General features: G+C 62.8%; 18 protein-coding genes and 2 tRNA genes. 9 read left to right on the forward strand and 11 right to left on the reverse strand.

Annotation, left to right across the window (positions count from 1 at the left end):
- Nucleotides 1-3 precede the first annotated feature (3 nt).
- On the reverse strand, nt 4-909 hold the full coding sequence (locus DM806_RS06210) for a TraB/GumN family protein (RefSeq protein WP_179042354.1): 906 nt from the start codon (nt 907-909) through the stop codon (nt 4-6).
- 145 nt (nt 910-1,054) lie between these two features.
- On the opposite strand from DM806_RS06210, the gene DM806_RS06215 reads away from it, so the two are divergent.
- From DM806_RS06215 to ppdK, 3 genes are all read left to right on the forward strand, one after another.
- Nucleotides 1,055-1,927 carry a glycine--tRNA ligase subunit alpha gene (locus DM806_RS06215; protein WP_179042355.1) on the forward strand — a complete coding sequence of 291 codons (873 nt, stop codon included), beginning with the start codon at nt 1,055-1,057 and terminating at the stop codon, nt 1,925-1,927.
- A 112-nt stretch (nt 1,928-2,039) separates the two neighbouring features.
- Nucleotides 2,040-4,328, forward strand: a complete 2,289-nt coding sequence (gene glyS / locus DM806_RS06220) for a glycine--tRNA ligase subunit beta (RefSeq protein ID WP_179042356.1) — start codon at nt 2,040-2,042, stop codon at nt 4,326-4,328.
- Between the two features lie 139 nt (nt 4,329-4,467).
- A complete protein-coding gene (gene ppdK / locus DM806_RS06225; protein ID WP_179042357.1) occupies nt 4,468-7,167 on the forward strand; it encodes a pyruvate, phosphate dikinase in 2,700 nt (899 codons plus the stop codon).
- 72 nt (nt 7,168-7,239) lie between these two features.
- On the opposite strand, the gene DM806_RS06230 is transcribed toward ppdK, so the two are convergent.
- Nucleotides 7,240-7,734, reverse strand: coding sequence for a hypothetical protein (locus DM806_RS06230; RefSeq protein ID WP_179042358.1), 495 nt, complete (start codon nt 7,732-7,734; stop codon nt 7,240-7,242).
- 141 nt (nt 7,735-7,875) lie between these two features.
- Here DM806_RS06230 and DM806_RS06235 point away from each other — a divergent pair.
- Both DM806_RS06235 and DM806_RS06240 read left to right on the forward strand, forming a co-directional pair.
- Nucleotides 7,876-7,952, forward strand: a tRNA-Arg gene (locus DM806_RS06235).
- Nucleotides 7,953-8,005: 53 nt separating this feature from the next.
- A tRNA-Arg gene (locus tag DM806_RS06240) sits at nt 8,006-8,082 on the forward strand.
- A gap of 44 nt (nt 8,083-8,126) precedes the next feature.
- Here DM806_RS06240 and DM806_RS06245 read toward each other — a convergent pair.
- From DM806_RS06245 to DM806_RS06275, 7 genes are read right to left on the reverse strand one after another with little or no spacing between them, the layout of a single operon-like run.
- Nucleotides 8,127-9,575, reverse strand: coding sequence for a cobyric acid synthase (locus DM806_RS06245; protein WP_179042359.1), 1,449 nt, complete (start codon nt 9,573-9,575; stop codon nt 8,127-8,129).
- A gap of 50 nt (nt 9,576-9,625) precedes the next feature.
- Nucleotides 9,626-9,841 carry a hypothetical protein gene (locus DM806_RS06250; protein WP_179042398.1) on the reverse strand — a complete coding sequence of 72 codons (216 nt, stop codon included), beginning with the start codon at nt 9,839-9,841 and terminating at the stop codon, nt 9,626-9,628.
- Between the two features lie 32 nt (nt 9,842-9,873).
- Nucleotides 9,874-11,133 (reverse strand): N-succinylarginine dihydrolase, encoded by a 1,260-nt coding sequence (locus tag DM806_RS06255; protein WP_179042360.1) that lies wholly within the window; start codon nt 11,131-11,133, stop codon nt 9,874-9,876.
- The gene (locus tag DM806_RS06260; RefSeq protein ID WP_179042361.1) at nt 11,130-12,161 is read right to left on the reverse strand and encodes an arginine N-succinyltransferase; all 1,032 of its coding nucleotides are present in this window, start codon (nt 12,159-12,161) and stop codon (nt 11,130-11,132) included. Before DM806_RS06260 ends, DM806_RS06255 begins: the two co-directional genes overlap by 4 nt.
- Entirely contained in the window at nt 12,158-13,399 is a 1,242-nt protein-coding gene (locus tag DM806_RS06265; protein ID WP_179042362.1) for a hydrolase, read from the reverse strand. Before DM806_RS06265 ends, DM806_RS06260 begins: the two co-directional genes overlap by 4 nt.
- A 58-nt stretch (nt 13,400-13,457) precedes the next feature.
- Complete coding sequence (locus DM806_RS06270; protein WP_179042363.1) at nt 13,458-14,357, reverse strand: DUF481 domain-containing protein; 900 nt, start codon at nt 14,355-14,357, stop codon at nt 13,458-13,460.
- 55 nt (nt 14,358-14,412) lie between these two features.
- Complete coding sequence (locus DM806_RS06275; protein WP_179042364.1) at nt 14,413-14,898, reverse strand: RNA pyrophosphohydrolase; 486 nt, start codon at nt 14,896-14,898, stop codon at nt 14,413-14,415.
- Nucleotides 14,899-15,096: 198 nt separating this feature from the next.
- Here DM806_RS06275 and DM806_RS06280 point away from each other — a divergent pair, with 198 nt between their 5' ends.
- Both DM806_RS06280 and DM806_RS06285 read left to right on the forward strand, forming a co-directional pair.
- Nucleotides 15,097-16,473: a cryptochrome/photolyase family protein gene (locus tag DM806_RS06280; protein WP_179042365.1), complete on the forward strand. Its 1,377-nt coding sequence runs from the start codon at nt 15,097-15,099 to the stop codon at nt 16,471-16,473.
- 36 nt (nt 16,474-16,509) lie between these two features.
- Entirely contained in the window at nt 16,510-17,775 is a 1,266-nt protein-coding gene (locus tag DM806_RS06285) for an SAM-dependent methyltransferase (protein WP_179042366.1), read from the forward strand.
- Between the two features lie 3 nt (nt 17,776-17,778).
- On the opposite strand, the gene DM806_RS06290 is transcribed toward DM806_RS06285, so the two are convergent.
- Entirely contained in the window at nt 17,779-18,489 is a 711-nt protein-coding gene (locus DM806_RS06290; RefSeq protein ID WP_179042367.1) for an SDR family NAD(P)-dependent oxidoreductase, read from the reverse strand.
- 131 nt (nt 18,490-18,620) lie between these two features.
- Nucleotides 18,621-20,081 carry an amidophosphoribosyltransferase gene (purF, locus tag DM806_RS06295; RefSeq protein WP_179042368.1) on the reverse strand — a complete coding sequence of 487 codons (1,461 nt, stop codon included), beginning with the start codon at nt 20,079-20,081 and terminating at the stop codon, nt 18,621-18,623.
- Between the two features lie 238 nt (nt 20,082-20,319).
- On the opposite strand from purF, the gene ccmC reads away from it, so the two are divergent.
- Both ccmC and ccmE read left to right on the forward strand, forming a co-directional pair.
- A complete protein-coding gene (gene ccmC, locus DM806_RS06300; protein ID WP_179042369.1) occupies nt 20,320-21,054 on the forward strand; it encodes a heme ABC transporter permease CcmC in 735 nt (244 codons plus the stop codon).
- Nucleotides 21,055-21,190: 136 nt separating this feature from the next.
- Complete coding sequence (gene ccmE / locus DM806_RS06305) at nt 21,191-21,637, forward strand: cytochrome c maturation protein CcmE (RefSeq protein ID WP_179042370.1); 447 nt, start codon at nt 21,191-21,193, stop codon at nt 21,635-21,637.
- Nucleotides 21,638-21,669 lie beyond the last annotated feature (32 nt).

Genomic DNA, 21,669 nt, shown 5'->3' on the forward strand with positions numbered 1-21,669 from the left:
GCGTCACTCCTTCACCCGGCGCGACGCGACGCCCAGCGCCTTCAACTGATCCTGCACGCTGCCCTTGCCCGCCAGATGTCCCGCGCCCACCGCGACGAAGACGGTGCCCGGCTGGTCCAGCCGCGCCTTGATCCACTTGGCCCAATTGGCGTTGCGCCCGCTCAGCAGCACCTGCGCCAGCTCCAGCGTCGCCTCCAGCGATTCGTTCATGGATTTGGCCAGCTTGTCCGGCTGACCCGCCTTCCAATAGGTCAGCAGGTCGCCAAATTCCTTCTCCATCTCCGGCAGGCCGTTGACGGTCGCGTTCAGGAACTGCACCTGCTGCGCCATCGGCAGGCTGGCGAAGAAGCCCACCTGCTGCTCCACCGTCTCCAGCGCGTCGACCTTCTTGCCCGCGGCCGTCGCCGCGCTGCGCAGGATCTTCTCCGCGCCCAGATCATTCTTGTAGCCCAGCCGCTCCAGTGGCGCGACCGACAGGGCCATGCCCGCCATCCACGGGTTGAACATGTCGAAGGCCCGCCATGGCATGCCGTTGGCCTCCATCGCCGCCTGATAGGTCGTGCGCGCATCGGGGCTGAGCCGGTCGGACAGCTTCACCCCGTCCTTCGCCATCGCCATGCCCGCCATGGTCGCGCCCAGCTGGCTGGGATCGTCCGGCTCGATAATCTCCAGCACCAGCTGGTCGGACTTATCGAACGCCTTCTTCACGCCGCCGTTGAACCAGTCGATCCCCGGCTTCATTACATGGACCGTGCCGAACAGATAGATGGTCGTGTCCTCATCCTTCACCTGCCAGAGGGCAGGGGTGGCGGTGGTGCGGGCAGGCTGGGCGTTGCGGGCCTGCGCGGCCCCTCCGATCAGCAGCAGCGCGGCGGACAATGTGCGGAGCAGGGCAGGGATCATCTTCATGCCTCCCTCCATGGGGAGCGCGCGGCGCAAGGGCAAGCCGCTTAACCCTGTTTGCCGCCGCTTTTCCTTGACCGTTCCGGCCCCATGCGCCAAGGCGCGGACCACGTAAAACAGCTGTTTCCAGCTATTCGACAAGGGACCATCCGTGGCCGAAGGCAAAGTGCTTTCCTTCCAGGACCTGATCCTGACCCTCCATGCCTATTGGGGGAAACAGGGCTGCGTCATTCTCCAACCCTATGACATGGAAGTCGGCGCGGGCACCTTCCACCCGGCGACCACGCTGCGCAGCCTTGGTCCCAACGCCTGGAACGCCGCCTATGTGCAGCCCAGCCGCCGCCCGACCGATGGCCGCTATGGCGAGAACCCCAACCGGCTCCAGCATTATTACCAGTATCAGGTAATCATGAAGCCCAGCCCAGCGAACCTGCAGGAACTCTATCTGGGGTCGCTCAAGGAAATCGGCATCGATCCGCTGGTCCATGACATCCGCTTCGTCGAGGATGACTGGGAAAGCCCGACGCTGGGCGCCTGGGGGCTTGGCTGGGAAGTCTGGTGCGACGGCATGGAAGTCACCCAGTTCACCTATTTCCAGCAGATGGGCGGCTTCGACTGCAAGCCTGTCTCGGGCGAGCTGACCTACGGCCTCGAACGCCTCGCCATGTATATTCAGGGCGTCGACAGCGTCTACGACCTGAAGTTCAACGATGCCGGTGTCACCTATGGCGACGTCTTCCTCGAAAACGAGAAGCAGATGTCGAAATGGAATTTCGAGATCGCCGATACCGAAAAGCTGTTCCGCTGGTTCAGGGATGCCGAGGCCGAGTGCAAGGCGTCGCTGGAAGCGGGCGTCCCGCTCGCCGCCTATGACCAGGCGATCAAGGCCAGCCATGTGTTCAACCTGCTCCAGGCGCGTGGCGTCATCTCGGTGCAGGAACGCGCCAGCTATATCGGCCGCGTCCGCGACCTTGCTAAGGGCGCGTGTGAAAAGTGGATGGAAGTGAACGGGTGGGCCGCGTGATGCAACCGGCCGTCTCCCCACCGCCTTTCGTGTCGAGCGAAGTCGAGACACGTTCGCACCACCTGTCCTTCACGTCTCTCGACTTCGCTCGAGACGAACGGAATATTTGAGCATGACCGATTTCCTCCTCGAACTGCGCTGTGAAGAAATTCCGGCCCGGATGCAGCTCAAGGCCTCCGACGACCTCGCCCGCCTCTTCACCGAGGAACTGGCGAAGGCTGGCCTCAAGCCCGAAGCCATCGACAGCTTCGTCACGCCGCGCCGTCTGGCGCTGATCGCCCGCAACCTGCCGCTCGAAACGGCGGCGGTGAGCGAGGAGTTTAAAGGCCCGCGCACCAGCGCCCCCGCGCAGGCGCTTGACGGTTTTTTGCGCAAGACCGGCCTGACGCAGGACCAGCTGGAAGACCGCGACGGCGTGTGGTTCGCCGTCGTGAACAAGCCCGGCCGCGCCACCGCAGACGTGCTGGCCGAAGCCGTTCCCGCCGTGGTCCGCGCCTTCCCCTGGCCCAAGTCGATGCGTTGGGGCGTCGCCAGCCAGACGACCGAAAGCCTGCGCTGGGTCCGTCCGTTGCAGGGCATCGTCGCGATCCTGGGCGAAGATCTGGTAGACCTTGAGATTGAGGGTATCCGGTCGGGTTATGCCACGCTCGGCCACCGCTTCCATCATCCGGGTGAGATCACCATCGGCAGCGCACACGACTATGTCGAAAAGCTGCGCGCCTGCCATGTTATCGCCAGCCATCACGAACGCCAGTCGATCATCGAGGCGAAGGCCGCGCAGGCCGCCGCCGCGCAGGGCTATAGCGTGATCGAGGACAAGGGGCTGGTGGCGGAGAATGCGGGCCTCACCGAATGGCCGGTGCCGCTGCTCGGCGATTTCGACCCGGCCTTCCTGGAAGTGCCCCCCGAAGTCATCCAGCTGACGCTGCGCATCAACCAGAAATATTTCGTGCTGCGCGACGCGGCCGGAAAGCTGGCCCCCGCTTTCATCTGTACCGCCAATATCGAGGCGAAGGATGGCGGCGCGGCGATCATCGCGGGCAACCGCAAGGTGCTGGCCGCGCGCCTCAGCGACGCCCGTTTCTTCTGGGAACAGGACCGCAAGACCAGCCTAGCGGACCACGCGCAGAAGCTGGAACGCATCACCTTCCACGAAAAGCTGGGTACCGTCGCCGACAAGGTCGATCGCGTCGCGAAGCTGGCGCGTTGGCTGGTGGAAGAGGGAATCGTTGGCTCTGCCACAACCGTCACCCCAGCGAAGGCTGGGGTCTCAGGCGGCAGTGCGCCAACGCCTGAGATGCCAGCCTTCGCTGGCATGACGAAGGAAGAACTGGCCGATCTAGCCGAACAGTCCGCGCGCCTTGCCAAGGCCGACCTCGTCACCGAAATGGTCGGCGAGTTCCCCGAATTGCAGGGCGTGATGGGCGGCTATTATGCCCGCGCCGAAGGTTTACCCGATGCTGTCGCCGACGCCATTCGCGACCATTACAGGCCTGTCGGGCAGGGCGATGACGTGCCGACAGCGCCGGTGACGGTTGCCGTTTCGTTGGCAGATAAGCTGGATACGCTGGTTGGCTTTTTCGGAATTGAGCAGGGGCCAACTGGCTCCAAAGATCCGTTTGCCTTACGTAGGGCAGCATTAGCTATTTTGCGTTTATTGGACGCAAATGGATCGAGACTGAATTTGTTGAAACTCCATGCATTTGCTGTGGGTGATCACGTCTATCGCCATGTATTCGCCAATACAAAGCCGTTGGCTGACGTGGATGCGCAAACGCTGACAAAGTTTGGATTGGATTCTAAGAAGGTTACGGAAATTGAGTGGCACAAAGCCAACTTAGTTCGTCCTGTCATTAAGGATTTTGTTGGAGGATTTGCTTCCTCTGATCGCCCCTTTCTCGACTTCTTCGCCGACCGCCTCAAGGTCCAGCAGAAGGAAGCTGGCGTCCGTCACGACCTGATCGATGCGGTGTTCGCTCTCGGTGGCGAGGATGATCTCGTCCGCCTGCTCGCTCGCGTGAAAGCGCTTCAGTCCTTCGTCGCTACCGACGATGGCGCCAACCTGCTCGCCGGCTACAAGCGCGCCGCCAACATCCTCAAGAAGGAAGGCGTCGAAAAGGCTGAGAAGATTTCGCTTTCCTACGAACCGGAAAAGGCGGAATCTGACCTCCTCGTCGCGCTAGATGCGGCGGAACCGCGGGCGGCGCAGGCTGTGGCGGCGGAGGATTTCGAGGGGGCCATGGCCGCGCTCGCGACGCTCCGCGCGCCGATCGATGCCTTCTTTGATGCCGTCACGGTCAATGATGCCGATCCGGCCAAACGCACGACTCGCCTCGCGCTGCTGGCGCGGGTGCGTGACGCAGTGCACAATGTCGCCGACTTTTCGAAAATTACGGGATAGGGAAACGATATTCCAAAATTTACGGAAAATATGCGAAGCTAAGCGGGATATTTCCTATCCCATCAAGCATTAAGACGCTAATTGCGACAACATTGTTGCAACGCACAACTCGGCAATCAGTGCAGGGAGAGCCGGTACTATGGTAATGACGGAAGAGGCCCAGATGAGCAGCACTTCGACCCGCTATGTCTATCGTTTTGGCGGTGGCGTGAATGACGGGGGGAAGGGCGACAAGAACTTGCTGGGCGGCAAGGGCGCCAACCTCGATGGCATGGCCGCGATCGGCCTGCCGGTGCCTCCGGGTTTCACCATCACCACCGAAATGTGCACCCGCTATTATACCGATGGCGGCGTCTATCCCGAAAGCCTGAAGGCGCAGGTTGCGAACGGCATCGCCCATATCGAGGGCGTCACCGGCAAAAAATTCGGTGACAAGGCCGACCCGCTGCTGGTGTCGGTCCGGTCTGGCGCGCGCATCTCCATGCCGGGCATGATGGACACCGTCCTCAACCTCGGCCTCAACGACGAAACCGTGCTCGGCCTTGCCGCCGCGAGCGGTGACGAGCGTTTCGCCTGGGACAGCTATCGCCGCTTCATCCAGATGTATTCGGACGTTGTTCTGGAACTCGACCATGGCGCGTTCGAGGAAGCCCTTGAAATCGCCAAGGAAGATAATGGCTACACGCTCGACACCGAACTGAGCGCCGACGACTGGAAGGCGCTGGTCGGCGAATATAAGGCGCTCGTCCAGAAGCTCTGGAACAAGCCTTTCCCGCAGGACGTCCATGACCAGCTCTGGGGTGCGATCAGCGCCGTGTTCGGTTCCTGGCAGGCTGATCGCGCCAAGGTCTATCGTCGCCTGAACTCGATCCCGGGCGACTGGGGCACTGCCGTCAACGTGCAGGCGATGGTGTTCGGCAATATGGGCGACACCTCGGCCACGGGCGTCGCCTTCACCCGCGATCCCGCCACCGGCGAGAATGCCTATTATGGCGAATATCTGATCAACGCCCAGGGCGAGGACGTGGTCGCGGGCATCCGCACGCCGCAATATCTGACCAAGCAGGCGCGCGAGCGGGCAGGGGCCAAGCCGCTGTCGATGGAAGAGGCGATGCCTGAAACCTATGCCGAACTGGCGCGGGTGTTCGAAATCCTCGAAAAACATTATCGCGACATGCAGGACATCGAGTTCACTGTGCAGCAGGGCAAGCTCTGGATGCTCCAGACGCGATCGGGCAAGCGCACCGCCAAGGCCGCGCTCAAGATCGCGGTCGAAATGGCGAGCGAAGGCCTGATCTCGGAAGAAGAAGCCGTCGCCCGCGTCGATCCCGCCGCGCTCGATCAGCTGCTCCACCCGACCCTCGATCCCAAGGCGCCGCGCGACGTGCTGACCAAGGGCCTGCCCGCCTCGCCGGGCGCGGCCAGCGGCCTCATCGTCTTCGATGCCGACACGGCCGAGCGTCGCAACGAACTGGGCGATGCCGTCATCCTCGTTCGTGTCGAAACCAGCCCCGAAGACATTCACGGCATGCACGCGGCCAAGGGCATCCTGACCGCGAGGGGTGGCATGACCAGCCACGCCGCCGTGGTGGCGCGCGGCATGGGCCGTCCCTGCGTCTCCGGCGCGGGTAGCCTGTCGATCGACAATGCCAACAAGATCCTGCGCATCGGCAGCCGCGAACTGAAGGAAGGTGATATCCTGACCATCGACGGCGCCACCGGCGAAGTCATGGCAGGCGAGGTTCCGACCGTGCAGCCTGAACTGGCCGGCGACTTCGGCATCCTGATGGCCTGGGCCGACAAGGTTCGTCGCCTCAAGGTCCGTGCCAATGCCGAAACGCCACAGGACTGCAAGGTCGCGCGCGAATTCGGCGCCGAGGGCGTGGGTCTCTGCCGCACCGAACATATGTTCTTCGACGCTGCCCGCATCACCGCCGTGCGCGAAATGATCTTGGCCGACAGCGAGAAGGGCCGCCGCGCGGCGCTCGACAAGCTCCTGCCCGAACAGCGTGACGATTTCGCGCAGATCTTCATGGTGATGGCCGGCCTGCCCGTGACCATCCGCTTGCTCGATCCCCCGCTTCACGAATTCCTGCCGCATGGCGAAGCGGAGTTCGAGGAAGTGGCCAAGGGCGCGGGCGTCAGTGTCGACACGCTCAAGCGTCGCGCCGCTGAGCTACATGAATTCAACCCGATGCTCGGCCATCGCGGTTGCCGTCTGGGCGTCACCTATCCCGAAATCTACGAGATGCAGGCCCGCGCCATCTTCGAAGCCGCGCTGATCGTGAAAGAGCGGAGCGGTGAAGCGCCGATCCCCGAAGTCATGATCCCGCTCGTTGCCACGAAGAAGGAACTGGAACTGATGAAGGCGATCGTCGATCAGGTCGCCAAGGACGTCTTTGCGGAGAAGGGCGCATCGGTCGACTATCTGGTCGGCACCATGATCGAACTGCCCCGCGCGGCGCTGAAGGCGGGCGAGATCGCCGAAGTCGGCGAATTCTTCTCCTTCGGCACCAATGACCTGACCCAGACCACGATCGGCATCAGCCGCGACGACGCCGGTCGCTTCCTGACGCAATATGTCGACAAGGGCATCTTCGCCCGCGACCCGTTCGTCAGCATCGATGTGGAGGGCGTCGGCCAGCTCATCGAACTGGCTGCCGAACGTGGCCGTGCGAGCCGTCCCGGCATCAAACTCGGGATTTGCGGTGAGCATGGTGGCGATCCGGCCTCGATCGCCTTCTGCGAGCAGACTGGCCTCGATTATGTCTCGGCCTCGCCCTATCGCGTGCCGATCGCGCGTCTCGCTGCGGCGCAGGCCGCGTTGGCAAACAAATAAAAGGAAAGGGCGGGAGGCAACTCCCGCCCTTCTTCGTTTAGGGGTGTTTCGAGGTTTAGGCCGATCCGGGATTCAGTTCGATCCGGTCAGGCGGCTGAACAGGCCGGGCTTTTCGCCGCGATCCAGTTCCACCGCCTGCCCGCGCCAGTCCTCATGTGCGATGGTACCCGGCTTCAGCCCCAACCGCGCCTCCAGGGTCGCCTCCTGCTCGGCATTGATCGCGGCGATCTGCCCGAAGCGATGATAGCCTGCCTCGTTGAGCGCGACTTCCTGCGCCTGACTGACTCCTCTGATCCGGCTGAGGTCGTCCCGGCCATGCACCGCGCCCGCAACCGCCGTGGCGGTGCCGGGGCCGATCGGACCGGCCGACTGCCGCTCCAGTTCTGTGATCCGCGTGTTGGCCGCCTCGATTCGCGCATCGCGTTCCTTTATGGCGGTGCGATGGGCAATCTGCTCGTCGCGCCAGAGTTGCCGATATTTGCCGCGCCCGCTCATCATCAGGCCGAGCAGCCAGCCTACGGCCAGCGCAATCAGCAGCAGCGCCAGTTCGTTCATGGTGAAGCTCATATTTGGCATCCTTTCCTGCGTTCTGAACGGAGGAAAGGGGCAAAAGTTGCCGTGCGGACGGGGTGGTCAAATTAACCGTACGAAAAGTGTAAAAAGGGGCTTGCCCAATCCTCCGGTCGCTTCTATCAGCGCCACTCCAACGCACCCGTAGCTCAGCTGGATAGAGCATCAGACTACGAATCTGAGGGTCGGACGTTCGAATCGTTCCGGGTGCACCATTGGAAAAATATTGCAGGGTCAGGCTTCAAGCCGTTGCTCTTGCAGGAAACAAGCACCCGTAGCTCAGCTGGATAGAGCATCAGACTACGAATCTGAGGGTCGGACGTTCGAATCGTTCCGGGTGCACCATTTTTCAGAAACAGGCGGCTTTTCAGTCGCCTTTTTCTTTGCCTTCAACCCGTGGTCAGCGCGATCATGGCGTCGATGTCGGCATGGGTTTCCAGCAGCGCCGCGATCTCGTCGAGCGCATCCTCCACCGACCGATCATAATCTTCACCCGCCGATTGCCCACCCAGCCGCCGCAGCAGCGCGTCGCGCAACTCGGTGCTGGAGAGCAACCCATGGACATAACTGCCAATGACCCGGTCATCCCGGCTGATGGCGCCGTCGGGCCGCCCATCCAGCAGCGCGAAGGGGCGATCACAGTCCGGGCCATGGGTGCGCCCCATATGCATCTCATAGCCCCTGAAAGCCGTCTCCAGCGCTTGCCCGCGCACGGCCTCCAGCGTCTTGGCTCCGCTCAGGACCGTGTCCACGTCCAGCAGGCCCAGGCCGTCAATTGCACCGACCGGCCCTTCCACCCCATCCGGGTCGCTAATCGTCTTTCCAAGCATCTGATAACCACCGCAAATGCCCAGCACCGCGCCGCCACGCCGGTGATGCGCGCGGATGTCGATGTCCCATCCCTGCGCCACCATCGCCCGCATGTCGGCGATCGTCGCCTTGGAGCCGGGCAGAATGACCAGTAAGGCTTCGGCCGGGATCGGCTGGCCCGGCCCGATCATGCGCAGGTCGACGGTCGGTTCCAGCTTCAGCGGGTCGAGATCATCGAAGTTGGAGATGCGCGGCAGCACCGGGCAGGCGATCACAAGTGGCGCCTCGGCGGAGAAAGAACGCCGCTCCAGCACCACCGCATCCTCGCTCGGCAGCCGCGCCACGGCGTCAAGCCACGGCACCACGCCCATGCCGCGCCAGCCGGACAGCGATTCGATCTGGGCGTAGCCATCCGCGAACAGCGTGGGATCGCCGCGGAATTTGTTGATGAGGAAGCCCTGGATCATCGCGGCATCCTCCGGATCGATCACCGCCCGCGTGCCGACTACGGCCGCGATCACGCCGCCACGATCGATATCGCCGACCAGTATCACTGGGACATTGGCGGCGCGGGCAAAGCCCATATTGGCAATGTCGCCCGCGCGCAGGTTAATTTCGGCGGGCGACCCTGCGCCTTCGACGACGACGATGTCGCACTGCGCTTTGAGCCGCTCATAGCTTTCCAGCACGGCATCCAGCAATTGCGCCCGCGCCGTGCGATAATTGCCCGAACCGAGCGTGCCGCGTACCTTTCCATGGACGATGAGCTGCGAGGTCCGGTCGGCCTGCGGTTTCAGCAGTACCGGGTTCATGTCGGTATGGAGCGGCACGCCGCAAGCGATCGCTTGCAAGGCCTGCGCCCTCCCGATCTCGCCTCCGTCGGTCGTCACGGCGGCATTGTTGGACATATTCTGCGGCTTGAATGGCCTGACCCGATAGCCCCGCCGCACCAGCGCCCGGCACAATCCGGCGACCAGCACCGACTTGCCGACGTCCGACCCGGTTCCCTGCAACATGATAGCGCCCATGGCTCCCTCCTGCCGTCAGGCGGCAGGCAGGGCAAGGGCGTCGATGCGGTTCAGATGCCCCGTTTATATTCCAGCGCGTCGATGATCATCCCGCCCGCCATGAACACGGCTCCCGAACAGGCGAGCGCCAGTAACTGGCCGCCGGTACCGGGATATTGCTGCATATAGGCGACCCCGCGCTCCGCAGCGCCCAGAGCCAGGGCATAGATGACCAGAAACGCCTCGAATTTGGTCTTGATGATGAAGAGGCTCTTGATCCGTTCCATGGTCATCCCGTCCGGCTCCGGTCCCCTTACGCTCAGGGGGCAAGGTCGCCTGAAAGCTGCAAATGGTCAACAAGTGCTAACCATGATTGCTCGATCCGCGCAATCAGGCGGGTGTCGCTCAAATCGTCCGGCGCGATGGATTCTGGCCAATAATTGGACACTATGCCCGCAATGGCATCCAGCTTCGCCTCATCGACCAGGAAGCGCGGGTCGATGGTGGCGGGATCGGCCACGATTCGCAGGCGCAGGCAGGCGGGGCCGCCGCCATTGGCCATGGACTGGCGCACATCGACCGGCACCAGCCGACGGATCGGACCATTGCCCGCGACCATCTGTTGCAGCCAGGTCCAGACCGACGGCGTGTCCTGCGCTTCCGTCGGCAGAATCAGCGCCATGCCGCCATCGGGCAACGTCACCAGTTGCGCGTTGAACAGATAGCTCTTGATCGCATCGGACAGGCTGACTGCGCTCGCCGGGACTTCGACGATCTCGACGCAGGGCAGGGCGGCCCGCAGATCGGCGTAGAAACGGGCCTTGTCGGCAAAGGCAAGTTCATGGGTGAAGAGCACCCGTTCATTGGCCACGGCGACCACGTCATTGTGGAAGGCGCCGGCCGCGATCGCTTCTTCCGACTGCTGCACGAACAGAGCCTTGGCCGGATCGAGGCCATGGATGCGCGCGACCGCCTTGCTCGCCTCGACATGCTGGCGGGCGGGGAAGGGGCCGCCGGACTGGCCGTAGACGAACACCTCGACGCCGGGCAAGTCGTGCCGTTCGGTCAGGCGCATATGGTTGGCCGCGCCTTCGTCACCGAAGGGCGGGGGCACAGGATCATGCACCGCAAAGGCGCGCTCGTCCGAAAAGGCAATCCGCAACTGCGCCAGCGTCTGGGGCCATTCATGGCTGCGATGCGCCATAGTGACGAGGTTCGCGACGGTCAGGTGCGTCCGCCCATCCTGCGTATCGGCGGCCGGCGATACGGTGGCCGCATTGGCGGCCCACATGGAGGAGGCGGACATGGCGGCGGCGCGGATATGCGGCTCGGCTGCGCCGACATCCGTGCCCAGTCGCGTCAGCCATGCGCCATCGGGGCGCCATTGCGGCAGGAAGATGCCTTGCTTCAGCCCCAGCCGGATATTGCCGCGCATCTTCTCGATGCCCTGCAAGGCAGCTGCGCGTGGCTGTGACACCGCCCCCGCATTGCGAGCCGACGCCAGATTACCCAGGCTGAGGCCCGCATAATTATGGCTCGGCCCGATCAGCCCGTCGAAATTGATCTCGGTAACGTTCATGCCCGACCCGCCATCGTGAAAATGTCGCCAATCTCCAGTCCCAACCGCTTGGCGCTGGCCGCGTCCAGAGAGATTGCGCCGTCCGCACTTTCCTGCACGTGGCCCCAGGTGCAGCGATAATCGGCGAGGCGGCCGATGGCGATCAGCATCCGATCGCCGCCCTTGTCATGCGTGGCGGACAGGGCGACATCGCGCGCCGCTGCGATCGTCTTCAACTGGTCGATTTGCCCGACCATGGTAGGTCCGCCGTCGAAAATATCGACATAGCCGGCATTGTCGAAGCCCTCCGTCTCGAGCATCCGCATCGCCGCACGGCCGTTGGGATGGGGCAGGCCGATGACGGCGCGCGCGCTGTCGGTCAGCATCGCGGTGTAGATGGGCGTCTTGGGCATCAGGTCGGCGATGAACTGGTTGCCGTTCACCGCATTGAACTCGTCTGCCTCCTGAAAGCTCATGCCGAAGAAGCGCCCGGCAAGCCCGTCCCAGAAGGGTGATCCGCCCGCTTCGTCGATGACGCCGCGCAATTCCGCAATCACCCGGTCGCCGAAGCGCGCGCGATGATTGCGGATATAGAGATAGCGACTGCGCGCCAGCAGCAGGCCCAGTCCTTCGGCCCGCTCGCGCGGGTGGAGGAACAGCCCGCCGACCTCCACCGACCCTTCCAGGTCGGTGGTAAGCGACAGCATCTGCGCACGGAAGGTCCGTCCCAGTTCCCGGCTATGCTGGGTCAGCACGCCGAGGCGATAGGAATAGAAGGGCCAGCTTTGCCCCACGGTCGAGAAAATCTGGCAGGTGCCGCGCACTTGCCCGGTTTCGACATTCTCCAGCACCATGACGATCAGTTCGTCTTCAATGCCTTCGCCCGGACCTTCGTCCTGCCGCGCCAGCGCCTTTTCGGTGCGGTCCAGCTTTGCGGCGAGCGCCGTGCGGTCGGGCGGGAGGTTGGTGAAGCCCCCGCCTGTCAGCTTCGCCATTTCATACAGCGTCTGCAAATCGTCCGCGCGCGCGATGCGCATGATGAAGCTCAAGCGGTCATCCCCTTTCTTATATCCTGTCCCGGCTGAAATCGTCCCTGCGCGATCCGCCACAGGGCCAGCGCCGACAGCCGCGCGCGTTCGCCCAGGCTGTCGACCAGCAGAAATTCGGCATCGCTATGGATGCTGCCGCCGCGCACGCCCATCGTGTCGACCACGGGCACGCCGCAGGCGGCGATATTGTTGCCGTCGCATACGCCGCCAGTGTCACGCCAGCCGATGCTCAGGCCGAGATCAGCGCCACATTGCCGGACCAGTCCGAACAGTCGTTCAGCCTTCTCGTCCATCGGCTTTGGCGGGCGCCCGAAGCCGCCGTGCAGATGCAGGCTGACACCATGCTCCCGCGCGACGGCCGCCATCGCGGTGTCGATCAGGGCGCGCGCCGCCAGTTCATCTTCCGGCGTCCTGGGACGGAAATTGACGCGCAGCACGGCATGATCGGGCACAACATTGTTGGGGCCACCGCCATCGATCTTCGCCGGGTTGCAGGAAAAGCCGCCGCCGCTTCCTGCCTTTAACCGCAATGCAAGGTCCGCCGCCGCAAGCAGGGCGTTACGTCCATCATCCGGATTGCGCCCGGCATGTGCACTGAGGCCCGTCACGACGATCGAGAAATTGCCGCTGCCCGCTCGCGCCCCGGCGAGTGTGCCGTCGGGGAGGGCCGGTTCATAAGTGAAAGCCGCGATTTTCCCTTGCGCCGTTTCACGCAGAAGGACGGCGGAGGAGGGACTGCCGACCTCCTCGTCGCTATTGATGACGACATCATAGCCGAGCGTCGCGACGGCTTCCGTTGTCTCGATGGCGGCGAGCGCCGCCAGCATGACGGCAATGCCGCCCTTCATGTCAGCGACGCCAGGCCCATTGAGGATACCCGGCTCCAGCCAGCTTTGATGCTGAAACGCATGATCCGCAGGGAATACCGTGTCCATATGGCCGGTCAGCAGCAACCGGATTGGCGCGTCGGGGCGCACGGACAGATGCAGGTGCCGGCCATGCGATATCGTCTGTACCTTGCCGTCAGGCGCAACGCTCTCGACTGGCAGGGCGTCCACAAGCTTCAACTGCCCCGGCAAGTTGGAGAAGGCGTCAGCCAACCGATCGGCCATGTGGGTCAAGCCATCCAGATTGCGCGATCCGCTGTTGATCGACGCCCAATCCTGCACTTGATGCAGCATGGGGGCCGCCGCTGCGTGGTCCAGAAGCCTGTGTTCAGCCAGAGACAGATGGGTCATGGCAAAGGTCTATCAGACCCCGATGCGCGTCTCCACCCCCGCACGAAAATTGCGTCGGTCAGAAATCATATGTCAGGGTCAGGCGGCTGAGCGTATCGAAGTCCCGCGCCGACAGCATGGTTTCCGATTCATATTGGACATTATAGGAAAGGGCAGCCGACCAACGGGTTGCAACCTTTGTTTCCACTGATGTCAGAGAATTGAGCGTATAGACGTCGCTTTCGGCATAGCCGGCAGCGGTCTGCTTGAAGGTCAATGTGGGGGTGGCCCGCCATGCCAGCGCCATTGATCCGCGCGCGCCCAATTTGGTTTCGCGCTCTCCGGTCAGATATTTGGCGTGACGCACCGACGGACCGATATCCACCGACAGGTCGAGAGGCTTGCTCATGACCAACTTGTAGCCGACGCCCACCGATCCGGTATAGCGTTCGTCATAGCCGATCGACGTATCTCGCTCGAACTGAGCCAGGCCATAGGCGAAACCGCGCGGATCGAATTCGTAGCGCGGTTCGTAGCTGCCGAAATAGCGTTCGCGCGACGTCACGCCGTTGGCGCGGCGGTAATCGGCGCTTGCGGTCAGCTTGTGGTTCCATTGCAACCCGGTACGAGACACCGTCGCATTGGCGCTGATGCCGATTTCGCTGGTCGAACCGGTTGATCGGAAACCGCCGGCTTCGATCCGCCCCGTCCACAACTCGGTAAAGCGGGCCTCGCGTATCAATGTGTCGTGCGTCGCCTGTGTCCGTTCCTTCCAGCTTGTGACCATCCGCTGGATCTCGCCGGCTGATTCGGGATTGGTCTGGCGGGCGATCTTGGCAACGGTTGCGATCTCCGTCTCGTTGCCATTGGCAATCGCCGCTTCGAGCATTTCACGCACGGCTGGCGGCAGCAGGACGTCATCGGCAAAGGCCGGAGCAGGAATAATGAGGATGGGCAATAAGGCAAGAAAGGCGCGCATGTCGCCCTTCTACCCACCCCGCCGGGGATTTTAACCCCCCTTTTCAAAGGGGGCTTCAGATAAGCGCCCTGAACTCCTGCAAAATGTCACGGTAGAGCTTGCGCTTGAAGGGGACGATCAGTTCCGGCAGCGTTTCCGGCGCAGCCCATTTCCATTCGCGAAATTCGGGATCGTTGGTCTGGATATCGATGTCGCTATCCTGGCCGAGGAACCGGGCCAGATACCAGATCTGCTTCTGGCCACGATATTTCCCGCCCCACAGCTTACCGATCAGTTCGGTTGGCAGGTCGTAGAAATGCTCTTCCTTGGACGTGGCGATGATTTCGACATGGTCGCGGACGATGCCCGTCTCTTCGGATAGCTCGCGGAAAGCCGCAGCCTTGGGATCTTCACCTTCGTCAATCCCACCCTGCGGCATCTGCCAGGCCTCGACCTTGTTATCGAGCCGCTGGCCCACGAAAACCTTGCCATCCATGTTGACAAGCATGATGCCGACGCATGGCCGGTATCCCAATTCCTGATCGTTCGGCATTGAAGCCATGGGTCCCCTGATATTTGCTGTAGGCCGGTCCCCACCCCTGGAAACGGCTGGTGCCTAGCGCTGACGAAGGACAGAATAAGCGGCGGTGATCGCCACGTCCATTGATCGAATCGCAACTCGTCCGATTTGCTGTGGATGTTCGGCCATATGTCCCATTGGTCGGTTGGAATTTGCCGACGGGACGGGCATTGCGGGGGTATGACCGATCCCGTCCTGCTCTGGTTCCGCCAGGATCTCCGCCTTTCCGATCAGGCTGCCCTTGCCGCAGCAGTGGATCAGGGACCAGTCGTGCCCGTCTATATCCTGGACGACCACGGTCCTCGCCAATGGGCAATGGGTGGAGCTTCGCGCTGGTGGCTGCATCATAGCCTTTCCCGCTTGGACGAAAGCCTTCGGGCCAAGGGATCAAGGCTCATCCTGCGCCGCGGCAGGAGCGCGGACGTGCTGGAACAACTCGCAAGAGAGGTCGGCGCGAAATGCGTACATGCGCTTCACCATTATGAGCCCTGGTGGCGCAATGCCGAAAAAGCCGTGGCGAAACAGATCGATCTGATCCTGCATGACGGCGGCCTGTTGTTGCCGCCGGGCGCGGTCCGTACCGGAGCGGGCAGTCTGTATCGCATCTACACGCCGTTCGCGCGTGCCGTCATGGAGCATATGCCACCCGCCGCGCCGCATCCCGCGCCGGGCGCGATCGATGCGCCGCCCAAATGGCCTGTCAGCGATTCGCTCGCCGATTGGGCGTTGCTGCCGACCGAACCCGACTGGGCCAATGGCATCGCTGCGGACTGGACCCCGGGGGAGCCGGCGGCTCGGCACAATGTCGCGAACTTCATCGACGAAGTGGGCGATTATCCGACAGCGCGCAATCTGCCCTCGGTGGAAGGGACGTCGCGCCTTTCGCCACATCTCCATTTTGGGGAAGTGTCGCCTGCCTATGTCTGGCATCGGATCATCTCTTCTCGTCATGACGCAACAATCTTCCTCAAGGAATTGATCTGGCGTGATTATGCGCATGTGCAGATTTGCGAGTTTCCGGCTTACGGATCGGCCAATGCCCGCGATCCGTTCGACGCGCTGGGCTGGCGCGATTTGCGGGAGGCGGGGGCAGATTTCACCGCCTGGAAGAGGGGGCTGACCGGCTATCCCATCGTCGATGCCGGTATGCGGCAGCTCTGGGCGACAGGATGGATGCATAATCGCGTGCGCATGATTGCGGCCAGTTTCCTCATGAAGCATCTTCTGATCGATTGGCGGCATGGCGCGCGCTGGTTCTGGGACACGCTGGTTGACGCGGATTATGCGAACAACAGCGTCAACTGGCAGTGGGTGGCGGGCAGCGGGGTAGACGCCAATCTCTTCACCCGGATCATGGCGCCCCTCACCCAATCGGAAAAGTTCGATGCGGCGGGTTATATTCGCGAATGGGTGCCTGAACTGGCGGAGCTTTCCGATGAGGCGATCCATGATCCCGACGCGCATGATGTTCGTCCCACCGACTATCCGGCCAAGATCATCGGGCACAGGGAAGGGCGGGAACGCGCACTGGCTGCCTATCGCCGCATGAAGGGGTGATTGCAGCCGCGTTCACCTTGTTGCAGGATTATCTGTATGAACGCTATCGATCCCCGGCGCGGCCGGCGCGCCTTGTCTGTCCGGCATCCGCCTCGCACCGGCGCGCCTGGCCGGATTGCGCGATGGCTGGGGCCTCTTTTTCATCGCCTGCTGGATCGGATCGACCTTGGCCTGGAGAGCGGCGCGCTCGAAGCAAGCTTGCCGGACGGAACCCGTCGTCTGCTTGGCGGCCGGGCGGATGGGCCGTCTTGCATAGTCGAAGTCCATGACTGGCGCGCGTTGATCCGGCTGGCCAGCGGTGGATCGGCGGGTTGGTATCGTGCGTGGGCGGCGGGAGAATGGTCCAGCCCCGACCCGGTGCCCCTGTTCGCGCTTTTCATGCGGAATGCCCAGCTGCTTGGGCAAGTCGCGCGTGCCCAAGGGCCGGCGCGGTGGATCGGCCGCATGGCGCACTGGATACGTCGCAACAGCCGGGCCGGATCGCGCAACAATATCGCCTATCATTATGATCTCGGGAATGATTTTTACCGACTCTGGCTTGACCGGAATATGCATTATTCCAGTGGTTTGTTCCTTGATCCTGATAGCCGAATCGAAAGTCTGGAACTGGCGCAGCGGCGCAAGGTGGATGCAATCCTCGATCGCCTGGATCTAAGCGAAGGGAGCACTTTGCTTGAAATCGGCTGCGGCTGGGGCGGTCTTGCCGAACAGGCGATGGAACGACAGGCGATCAGCTATACCGGCCTGACGCTGTCGACCGAGCAGGTGGATTATGCCCGCGACCGGCTGGGATCAGGCGCCCGGATATCACTGACCGATTATCGCGACGCGCAGGGGCAATATGACGCCATTGCCAGTGTCGAAATGGTCGAGGCGGTGGGCCAACGCTATTGGCCCACCTATCTGCAGGCGATCCACCGCCTGCTGAAGCCCGGTGGCAAGGCGGCGATCCAATATATATTGATCGATGACGCTATTTTCGAAGGCTATGCACGCAGCGCGGATTTCATCCAGACCTATGTCTTCCCGGGCGGGATGCTGATTTCCGAAAGCCGATTTCGCGCGCTGGTGGAGGCGCAAGGGCTTGAATGGCGCAATGTGCGTCGTTTCGGCCTCCATTATGCGGAGACATTGCGCCGTTGGCGGGATCGCTTCGATCGGGCGATCGAAGAAGGCCAGTTGCCGGCCAGTTTCGACCAGCATTTCGTGGCCTTGTGGCGTTATTATCTGATGTATTGCGAAGGCGGATTTCGCGGTGGTGGGATCGATGTGGCGCAGGTTACGCTGGTCAAGCCCGCCTGACGCTCAGCCCTCCACCCGCATCCTGTGCCCGGTCGGCGTATCGGTCGTGACCAGTTGCAGGATAGCCTCCGCGACCACCTCCGGTCCCTTGAGGCTGGCCGGGTCTTCGCCGGGGAAAGCGCGGGCGCGCATGGCGGTGCGAGTCGCGCCCGGATCGACGATATGGGTGCGGATGGCGGAGATATTCTTCACCTCCTCACTATAGGCGCCGACCAGCGTTTCCAGCGCTGCCTTGGACGCGCCATAGGCGCCCCAATAGGCGCGCGGTGCGACGACCGACGACGTCAGCGCCACGATCCGTGCGTCGCTGCTCGCGCGCAGCATGCCGTCGAACGCGGCGATCAGCGCCTGCTGCGCGCCGACATTGAGCGTCAGCACGCGCGCGAACTCCTTGCTGTCGATCGCCTGCACCGCTGCCAGCGATCCCAGGGTGGCAGCGTTGAGCACCATGATGTCCAGCGCCTGCCAGCGTCCTCCAATCGCCTGGGCGAGGCGGCCGATGCTTTCGCCATCGGTCAGGTCCAGCGGCGCGATGGTCGCATGACCGCCAGCCTGATGGATGCGGTCTTCCACTTCCTCCAGGCCGCCGCTGGTCCGCGCGGTCAGCACGACATGCGCGCCGGCGGCGGCTAGAGCCTGCGCCGTAGCCGCGCCGATGCCGCGGCTCGCGCCCGTGACCAGAGCCAGTTTGCCGGAAAGGGGAAGGTCGGACATCCATGCTCCATTCGCCCGACAGACGGGCCGTTTCTATGAAAGGAAGAAGGGCATAAGACCGATTAGCCGATGCGGCAAATCGGTGATCCTACAGAAGGATAGGGCGGCCGCGATGGGCCGCCCTGAAAATGTCAGACCACGCGCTCGGCGAGCAGTTCCAACTGATTGGTCACGACCACATCATCCTGGTCGGTCAAGGTAGTGGGATAGTCGCCGGTAAAGCAGGCGTCGCAATATTGCGGACGGATGTCCGCGCGCTTCGCCTCGCCCAATGCCTTGTAGAGGCCGTCGATCGAGATGAAGGCCAGGCTGTCGGCGTGGATGAAATCCTGCATGCCGCCGACGTCCAGCTTGTGCGCCAGCAGCTTGGTGCGTTCGGGCGTGTCGACGCCGTAGAAGCAGCTATGCTTGGTCGGGGGTGATGCGATGCGCATATGCACTTCGGCGGCGCCGGCTTCACGCATCATTTGCACGATCTTGAGCGAGGTGGTGCCGCGCACGATCGAATCGTCGATCAGCACGATCCGCTTGCCCTCGATCAGGGCGCGGTTGGCGTTGTGCTTCAGCTTGACGCCGAGGTGACGGACCTTGTCGCCCGGCTGGATGAAGGTACGGCCGATATAATGCGACCGAATGATCCCCAGTTCGAACGGAATGCCCGATTCCTGGGCATAGCCGATCGCCGCTGGCACGCCGCTGTCGGGCACCGGGATGACATAGTCGGCCTCGACCGGATTTTCGATCGCCAGTTGCGCGCCGATCGCCTTGCGGACCGAATAGACGCTGGAATTGTCGATGATCGAATCGGGCCGGCTGAAATAGACATGTTCGAAGATGCACGGGCGCGCGTGCGTCTCGCCGAACGGGCGGTGCGATCGGATCTGGCCGTCATTGGTGACGATCACCAGTTCGCCCGGATCGATCGAGCGGACATAATCCGCACCGACGACGTCGAACGCAACGGTTTCGGAAGCGAAGATCGTCGCGTCGCCCAGCTTGCCCATGACCAGCGGCCGGATGCCCAGCGGGTCGCGGCAGGCGATCATGCCTTCTGGCGTCATGACAATCAGGGAGTAGGCGCCCTCGATCTGCTTCAGCGCATCGATGAACTTGTCGAGCAGGGTGCGATAGCTGGATGTCGCCACCAGATGGATGATGACTTCCGTATCCGACGTCGACTGGAAAATCGAGCCGCGGCGAATCAGTTCGCGACGCACCTTCATCGCGTTGGAGATATTGCCATTATGGGCAACGGCGAATCCGCCTGAGTTCAGTTCCGCGTAAAGCGGCTGGACGTTGCGCAACGAGGTTTCGCCGGTCGTCGAATAGCGCACATGGCCACAGGCGCTTTCGCCGGGCAAGGCACGAATCACCTCGTCTCGGTCGAAATTGCCCGCCACATGGCCCATCGCCCTATGGGTATGGAAATCATGCCCATCCCAGCTGGTGATGCCAGCGGCTTCCTGCCCGCGATGCTGGAGCGCATGAAGGCCGAGCGCGACTATGGCCGACGCCGTTTCCCCGCGGGAAACGCCGAAAATGCCACATTCCTCGCGCAACTTGTCGTCGTCGAAGGGATTGGTCGTAAACATGGGTGCGAACCGGTTCCGTTGCCGTTCTTTGGCGCTCCCCAATGGGCCGCCTTTCCGCGCGCATATAGTCGCTTGAGCCTCGTTTGTCGCCTCCTTGTCACAAAAAAGCAGAACCTGCCGTGCAAACGCTCCGTTTCCATGACTTTGCCGAACCGTAAAAAGTCTAATTAGCTGCTCCACTATCGGCAAAATGCCCTACTGGCGTAGCGCATCCTGCACGGCTACACACACAGGCCTGATGCACCGTTTCGCCAATCCTGCCCGCTTCCTGAAGATCGCGCGTCCGCTCACCGGCTGGCTGTTCTGGCCGGGGCTGGCGCTGCTGCTGATCGGCGCCGCGTGCGGATTGTTCGTGACGCCGGCGGATTATCTGCAAGGCGAAACCGTGCGGATACTCTATATACATGTGCCTGCCGCCTGGCTGGGCATGGGCGGCTGGACCGGCATCGCCATCGCCGCGCTAATGCAACTGGTCTGGCGCCATCCGCTCGCAGCGGTTGCAGGACGCGCTATCGCTGCGCCCGGTGCGCTTTTTACCGCCATCTGTCTGATGACCGGTTCCATCTGGGGGCGGCCGACCTGGGGCACCTGGTGGGAGTGGGATGGACGCATGACCTCCATGCTCGTGCTCTTGTTCCTCTATCTCGGCTATATCGCGCTCGCCAATGCCAGCGCACGGCAGGGGCAGACGGTCGGGCAGGGCGGGGTGAGCAACGTCACCGCCATTTTCGGTCTGGTCGGGGCGGTCAATATTCCGATCATCAACCGGTCCGTCGTGTGGTGGAACAGCCTGCACCAGGGACCGAGCATCACGCTGCGCGGGTCGAGCATCGATGGATCGCTGCTCTGGCCGCTGGGTTTGACCCTGCTCGGTTTTTCCCTCTGGTTCGGGGCGATCGTCCTGATACGGATGCGGGCGATATTGGCACAAAACAAGGTCGAGGCGCGAATGCAGCGGTTGGCCCGGGGATGAGGGCGAGAGGGTAGGATGAATCAGTGGGCTTTCGTGATGGCCGCCTATGCGGTGACGGCGATCGGGACGGCGATCGTCAGTCTGTTGAGCTGGCGTGCGATGCGCAATGCCGAGGCGACTGCCGAGCGGCTGTAGCATGAAGGCGAAGCATCAACGGCTGATCCTGGCGCTGGCTGCGCTGGCGGCGATCATCGGTGCGGGCCTGCTCGCCGTTTCCGCGCTCAAGGATGAGGCGGCCTATTTCTATGCCCCCAATGATGTGAAGACCAAGGGCGTGGAACCGGGCAAGGCCATTCGTCTGGGGGGCATGGTCGTGAAGGGCAGCCTGAAGCGCGCGGCCAATGGCGTGACGATCCGATTCGACGTGACCGACGGCAAGGCGACCGTGCCTGCGACTTTCAGCGGCATCGCGCCGGACCTGTTCAAGGAGGGCAGCGGGGTCGTCGCGGAGGGCGCGTTCGACGGCAAAGGCACGTTCGTCGCCACCAACCTGCTCGCAAAGCATGACGAACGCTACATGCCCCGCGAACTGGAGGGAATGAGCTATAACGAAACCACGCATGAGATGAAGGCGGAGCGGTGATGCAAATGATGTCCGCTCTTCCTCTGTTCAGG

The organism is Sphingobium lactosutens, from assembly GCF_013393185.1.
In the GTDB taxonomy this organism is placed as follows: domain Bacteria; phylum Pseudomonadota; class Alphaproteobacteria; order Sphingomonadales; family Sphingomonadaceae; genus Sphingobium; species Sphingobium lactosutens_A.